This window comes from Phenylobacterium sp. (genome assembly GCF_035944335.1).
GTDB lineage: Bacteria > Pseudomonadota > Alphaproteobacteria > Caulobacterales > Caulobacteraceae > Phenylobacterium.
This window is the reverse complement of the sequence record NZ_DASZBG010000064.1, coordinates 1-6,583: the sequence shown is the minus strand read 5'-3', so window position 1 is coordinate 6,583 and position 6,583 is coordinate 1. Positions and strand designations below refer to the sequence as shown.

Below are 6,583 nucleotides of genomic sequence, written 5' to 3'. Positions count from 1 at the left end.
TCGCGGTCGACCAGATCAGCGCGTTGCAGCGGGCCAGGCGCTCCAGCATCCACCCGAAATCGAGGGGGCCCTGGACGTCGGGGCCGAACAGGCGCGCGCCCCACTCGTCGAGGACGAAGGGCACAGCGCCCTCGCGGCGGGCCAGGGCGTGGGCGTAGGTCGTCTTCCCTGCGGCGCAGGGCCCGAAGATGATGTGAAGCGTGGCTGGCATGCTGGAACCTCCCTGAAGCTCGGGAGCCCCGTGGCGGTCATGCTCCCCCTCCCGCGAGAACGGCCAAGCTTGATCTTCGTTCCTCGACCTGCACCGGCCCGCCGCGCAGCGATCCAGCCCGCCTCAGCGCCCTTTGGTCTGGGTCCCGGCCTTCGCCGGGATGAGCGTTTGGACTGGGGCCCCCAGCGCATCCGTCCGGGCCAGCACCACGGCGTACTTGTCGGCGTAGATGCGCTTCCAGTTCGGGCGCCGTTCGAGCGCCGCCACGATACCCTCGCGCGGCTGAGTGATGGTCCAGGCGATGTCGTACTGTTTCAGCACCTGGTCCAGCGCCGGTTGCTCGGCGTTGTTGGCCTGGGTGTAGCGCTTGACGAAGGCGTCGCCGTACATGTCCGCGCGCCCGTCGATGAACGGCTTCACGCCCTTGAAGATCAGATAGCCGCCGAAGTTGTAGGCGTTGAACACCGGCCGCGCGGCCAGCGCCGGCGGCACGTGGGCCAGGGCCGAGACCGGGGTGATGGCGTCGTCCCCGCGCGTCGCCGGGATGACCAGCCGGACGATGGCCATGGCGACGACGAAGCCGGCCAGGAAGACCTTGGCCGCGACCGTCACGGGCTTGTCCTGCGCCGCCGCGCGGCCGAAGGCGCGGCCGATCGGCTGGGCCAGCAGCAAGGGCGCGATCACCGCGATCACCAGCTGGTGGCGCTGATGCTGCAGGGCCATGTGCAGGATGAACAGCAGCAGGATCACCCGGATCAGCGGGATCCGCACGCCTTTGGCGAGGCATACCAGCAGGGTCACCAGGATCGCGCCCTCGAACGGCGTGAAGGTCGTGAAGTTGGCGGGCTTCCACTCGATGATCTGGTTGAGCGTGCCCATCAGCATGATCTGGAAGGGCGCGATCAGGCCGGAAATCCCGTGCGGGGTGGCGAGCGCGGCCAAGGCGATCAGGCCGCCGAACAGGCCCCAGTCGCGGATCACCTTCCACCGGTCGGCGCCGGGCGCGGTCAGGGCCTCGAGACCGAACCCGCCGGCCAGCACGAAGCCGAAGACGAAGCTGCCGTGCAGATTGGCCCAGGCGACCATCAGGATCGCCATCCACCCGTGCGGGGCGCGGTTCGCCTCCCGGGCGGCCAGCATCTCCAGCGTCCAGGCGACCAGGATCGGCAGCATCAAGAGGTGTGGGCGGGCCAGCACCGTCGGCCCGATCACCAGGAAGGCGGCGATCAGCGCCACCCCCTGGCCGAGCGGCCCCAGCCATCGCGCCACGCCGCGGCCCAGCAGCCAGGCCGCAACCCCGATCGCGCCGGCGAACAGCAGCAGCACGCCGCTCCATCCCGCCAGCCGGTAGGCGCCCGCCATGACGATCTCGGCCAGCCACTCGTGGCTCGCCCACGGCCGGCCGGGATAGCTGAAGGAGAAGATATCCTTATGCAGCACCTGGCGGTGGTCGATCATCCAGCCGCCGGCGGCGATGTGCCAGAAGGTGTCCGGGTCGTTGAAGATCGTCGCCTGGTAGAGCACCATCCCCATGGCCAGGAGCGTGGAGAACAGCGCCGCCGGAGACAGCGTGCCCAGCACATCGGAGAGGCGGCGCAACGGCGGCCAGTCGGCGACGGCCCGGGCTTTGGCGAATTGGGCGATGACGGTCATGGGCCCCGAGGCTAGGCAGCGTAGGTGAAGCCCGGCTTTACGTCGAACCGCCGCGGTTGGCGAACAGATCAGGTATATCACGGCCCATGATCCGCATCGGCGTGGACTTCGGCGGGACCAAGATCGAGGCCGCGGCCCTGGACGCCGAGGGCCGCTTCCGGGCGCGCGTGCGCGGGCCCTCGCCGGGCTCCTATGACGACAGCCTGAGCGCCGTCGGCGAACTGGTGGCGGAGGCGGAGCGTCAGGCGGGCGTCGCCGGCGCCTCGGTGGGAATCGGCATCCCCGGCTCGCCCAACCCGACCACCGGCCTGATCCGCAACGCCAACTCCACCCACCTGAACGGCAGGCCGCTGCAGGCCGACCTGGAGCGGGTGATGGGCCGGCCCGTTCGGCTGGCCAACGACGCCAACTGCCTCGCCCTGTCGGAGGCGACGGATGGGGCTGCGGCCGGCGCGAACGTGGTGTTCGCCGCGATCCTGGGCACCGGGTGCGGCGCGGGCGTCACCGTCGATGGGCGTTTGCTGGCCGGCCACAACGGCATCGCCGGCGAATGGGGCCACACGCCCCTGCCCTGGCCGAGCGCGCAGGAATGGCCGGGGCCGACCTGCTGGTGCGGCCACCAGGGCTGCCTGGAACTGTGGATCTCCGGAACCGGCCTGGGGCGCAGCTGGCGGGCCGGGGCCGATGGCCAGGCGACGGTCTCCGCGGCGCGGGCGGGCGACGCCTCGGCGCAGGCGGCGCTCGGCGCCTATGTCGACCGCCTGGGCCGCGCGCTGGCGGTGGTCTGCAACATCCTCGACCCGGACATCATCGTCCTGGCCGGCGGCGTCTCCAATGTGGACGAACTCTACGCCCCCCTGCCCGCCGCCATCGCGCCGCACGTCTTCTCCGACCTCTTCGAGACGCCGGTGGCGAAGGCCCTGCACGGCGATTCGTCCGGCGTGCGCGGGGCGGCCTGGCTGTGGCCCCCAGACCAATGACCTTGGCCATGAAGGCCTTCTGCCGCGACTGCTTCTGGACCGGCCAGGCGCCGGTTCGCCGCTGCCCCACCTGCGGCTCGCCGCGCGTCGTGGCGCACGCCGAGCTCGACCAGCTGGCCATCGCCCACATGGACTGCGACGCCTTCTATGCCTCGGTGGAGAAGCGCGACCGCCCGGAGCTGCGCGACCGGCCGGTGATCGTCGGCGGCGGCAAGCGCGGCGTGGTCACCACCTGCTGCTACATCGCCCGCATCTTTGGCGTCCGCTCGGCCATGCCGATGTTCAAGGCGCTGCAGGCCTGCCCCCAGGCGGTGGTCATCAAGCCCGACTTCACCAAGTACCGGGCCGAGAGCCGCCGCATCCTCGGCATGGCGGGCGAGCTGACCCCCCTGATCCAGAACCTGTCGCTGGACGAGGCCTGGATGGACCTCTCGGGCACCGAGCGCCTGCACGGCGCGCCGCCGGCGGTGACGCTCGCCAAGCTGCAGGCGCGCATCGAGGCTGAGACCGGGCTGACGGTGTCCATCGGCCTGGCGGCCAACAAGTTCCTGGCCAAGATCGCCTCGGATCTCGACAAGCCCCGCGGCTTCTCGGTGATCGGCGCCGCGGAGGCGCAGGATTTCCTCGGCCCCCGCAAGGTCGCCATCCTGCCCGGCGTCGGCCCGGCCATGGTCGCCAGCCTGGAGAAGGCCGGCTACCGCACGGTGGGCGACCTGGCCCGCGCCGATCCGAAGGACCTGATCGAGCACTGGGGCGCCCATGGCCTGCGGCTGGGCCAGCTCGCCCTGGGCCGCGACGCCCGGCCGGTCAATCCCAACGAGGCGCGCAAGGCGATCAGCGCCGAGACCACCTTCGAGCACGACCTTTCGGGCCTCGCCGACCTCGAGGACAAGCTCGCGCCGCTCTGCGAGAAGGTCGCCCGCCACGCCCGCGCCGACGGCCTCGCCGGCCGCGTCGTGACCCTGAAACTGCGCACCACCGACTTCAGGATCGTCACCCGCCGGCGCACCATCGCCATCCCGACCCAGACCGCCAGGACCCTGTTCGCGGTCGGCCGCGAGCTGCTGGCCCGCGAGGCGACGGGCCGGCCGTGGCGGCTGATCGGCATCGGCATCGCCGATCTGGTGGAGGCGGACAGCGTCGAGGCCGACTTCTTCGCCGGCGACGAGGCCCGCGCCCTGGCCGGCGAACGCACCCTCGACAAGCTGCGGGCCCGATTCGGCGCGCAGGCGGTGACCTCGGGACGGATCCTGCGGCTGAAAAACCGCGGTGAGGCGGATTGATCACACCGCCTGCGCCCAAGCGCCGCGATTTGGCGCAGTTGCCCGCTATCGCGGCGCCCCGTGGCGATTCAGCCCTTCCATATGCGAATGTTTTACATATCTAATCATCGAGGGACGACGCTTGGTCGGCGCCAGGAGAATCGTTCGATGGCGGAACGTAAACAGGGTGATCAAGGCGCCGACGTCCGGACCGCCATTGTCACCCAGACCAAGCCGAAGACGCAAAAACCCTCGATGTATAGGGTTCTGATCTTGAACGACGACTACACTCCCATGGAGTTCGTGGTCTATGTTCTTGAACAGTTCTTCAACAAGTCGCGCGAAGATGCGACTCGTATCATGCTCCACGTCCATCAACACGGGGTCGGCGTCTGCGGCGTGTACACCTACGAAGTGGCGGAAACAAAAGTCGCGCAGGTCGTTGATACCGCAAGGCGGCACCAACACCCGCTGCAGTGCACCATGGAAAAGGATTAGAGGCACTTGCCTTCATTCTCGCGCCAGCTCGAAGAATCCCTTCACCGCGCCGTCGCCTACGCCAACCAGCGCAAGCACGAATACGCCACGCTTGAGCATCTGCTGTTGAGCCTCGTCGACGACGAGGACGCGGCCTCGGTCATGCGCGCCTGCGACGTGGATCTGCCGGCGCTCCGCACCACGCTCACCAACTATGTAGATAACGAGCTGCGCTCGCTGGTCGTCGACGACGGCGAGGACGCCAAGCCCACCGCCGGCTTCCAGCGGGTCATCCAGCGCGCGGTCATCCACGTGCAGTCCTCCGGCCGCGAGGAAGTCACCGGCGCCAATGTGCTGGTGGCGATCTTCTCCGAGCGCGAGAGCCACGCCGCCTATTTCCTGCAGGAGCAGGACATGACCCGCTACGACGCGGTCAACTACATCGCCCACGGCATCGCCAAGAAGGCCGGCGCCGGCGAGGCCAAGCCCGTCAAGGGCGCCGAGGACGACGAGAAGCCCACCGTCAAGACCGGCGGCGAGGCGCTCGAGGCCTACTGCATCAACCTCAACGAGAAGGCCAAGCAGGGTAAGGTCGATCCGCTGATCGGCCGCGCGGTCGAGGTCGAGCGCTGCATCCAGATCCTCTGCCGGCGGACCAAGAACAACCCGCTGCTGGTCGGCGACCCGGGCGTCGGCAAGACCGCCATCGCCGAAGGGCTGGCCCGCAAGATCATCAACCACGAAGTCCCCGACGTGCTGGCCGGGGCGACCATCTTCTCGCTCGACATGGGCGCGCTTCTCGCCGGCACCCGCTACCGCGGCGACTTCGAGGAGCGGGTGAAGCAGGTCGTCAAGGAGCTGGAGAACCACGCCGACGCGATCCTGTTCATCGACGAGATCCACACGGTGATCGGCGCCGGCGCCACCTCGGGCGGGGCGATGGACGCCTCCAACCTGCTGAAGCCGGCGCTCGCCTCGGGCACCCTGCGGTGCATGGGCTCGACCACCTACAAGGAGTTCCGCCAGCACTTCGAGAAGGACCGCGCCCTGGTCCGCCGCTTCCAGAAGATCGACGTCAACGAGCCGACGATCGAGGACACGGTGAAGATCCTCAAGGGCCTGAAGACCTACTACGAGGAGTTCCACAAGCTCCGCTACACCAACGACGCCATCCGCGCGGCGGTGGAGCTGTCGGCCAAGTACATCAACGACCGCAAGCTGCCCGACAAGGCCATCGACATCATCGATGAGGCCGGCGCCTCCCAGATGCTGCTGCCCGAGAGCAAGCGGAAGAAGACCATCGGCCTGAAGGAAGTGGAATCCGTGGTCGCCAAGATCGCGCGCATCCCGCCGAAGTCGGTGTCCAAGTCCGACACCGAGGCCCTGAAGCAGCTGGAGACCGACCTCAAGCGGGCGGTCTATGGCCAGGACGGCGCCATCGAGCAGCTCTCGGCCGCCATGAAGATGGCCCGCGCCGGCCTGCGCGATAACAACAAGCCGATCGGCTGCTACCTGTTCACCGGCCCGACCGGCACCGGCAAGACCGAGACCGCCCGCCAGCTGGCGGCGACGCTGGGGATCGAGCTGCTGCGCTTCGACATGAGCGAATATATGGAGCGCCACACGGTCAGCCGGCTGATCGGCGCGCCCCCCGGCTATGTGGGCTTCGACCAGGGCGGCCTGCTCACCGACGCGGTCGACCAGCATCCGCACGCCGTGGTCCTGCTGGACGAGATCGAGAAGGCCCACCCCGACGTCTACAACATCCTCTTGCAGGTGATGGACAACGGCCAGCTCACCGACTCCAACGGCAAGAAGATCGACTTCCGCAACGTGGTCCTGATCATGACCACCAACGCCGGCGCCTCCGACGCCCAGCGCAACTCCATCGGCTTCGGCCGCGGCAAGCAGGACGACGAGGCCGAGGAGGCGATCAAGCGGGTGTTCACCCCGGAGTTCCGCAACCGCCTCGACGCGGTGGTGAACTTCCACGCCCTGAC

6 protein-coding genes are annotated in these 6,583 nt (G+C 68.9%); 4 read left to right on the top strand and 2 right to left on the bottom strand.

Going from position 1 to position 6,583, the window contains the following annotated elements:
* Together VGT80_RS11270 and VGT80_RS11265 are read right to left on the bottom strand one after the other, a co-directional pair.
* Positions 1-211 (bottom strand): AAA family ATPase (locus tag VGT80_RS11270; RefSeq protein ID WP_327455822.1); only part of this gene is annotated, 211 nt, incomplete at its 3' end.
* 123 nt (positions 212-334) lie between these two features.
* Positions 335-1,864, bottom strand: coding sequence for a hypothetical protein (locus VGT80_RS11265; protein WP_327455820.1), 1,530 nt, complete (start codon positions 1,862-1,864; stop codon positions 335-337).
* A gap of 86 nt (positions 1,865-1,950) precedes the next feature.
* Here VGT80_RS11265 and VGT80_RS11260 point away from each other — a divergent pair, with 86 nt between their 5' ends.
* The 4 genes from VGT80_RS11260 to clpA form a co-directional block, all read left to right on the top strand.
* Positions 1,951-2,844 carry an ROK family protein gene (locus VGT80_RS11260; RefSeq protein WP_327455818.1) on the top strand — a complete coding sequence of 298 codons (894 nt, stop codon included), beginning with the start codon at positions 1,951-1,953 and terminating at the stop codon, positions 2,842-2,844.
* Positions 2,845-2,852: 8 nt separating this feature from the next.
* Positions 2,853-4,127 carry a DNA polymerase IV gene (locus tag VGT80_RS11255; protein ID WP_327455816.1) on the top strand — a complete coding sequence of 425 codons (1,275 nt, stop codon included), beginning with the start codon at positions 2,853-2,855 and terminating at the stop codon, positions 4,125-4,127.
* Positions 4,128-4,274: 147 nt separating this feature from the next.
* A complete protein-coding gene (gene clpS, locus VGT80_RS11250; RefSeq protein ID WP_327455814.1) occupies positions 4,275-4,604 on the top strand; it encodes an ATP-dependent Clp protease adapter ClpS in 330 nt (109 codons plus the stop codon).
* Positions 4,605-4,610: 6 nt separating this feature from the next.
* Positions 4,611-6,583, top strand: a 1,973-nt coding sequence (gene clpA, locus VGT80_RS11245) for an ATP-dependent Clp protease ATP-binding subunit ClpA (RefSeq protein WP_327455812.1), incomplete at its 3' end; no start/stop codon positions are given.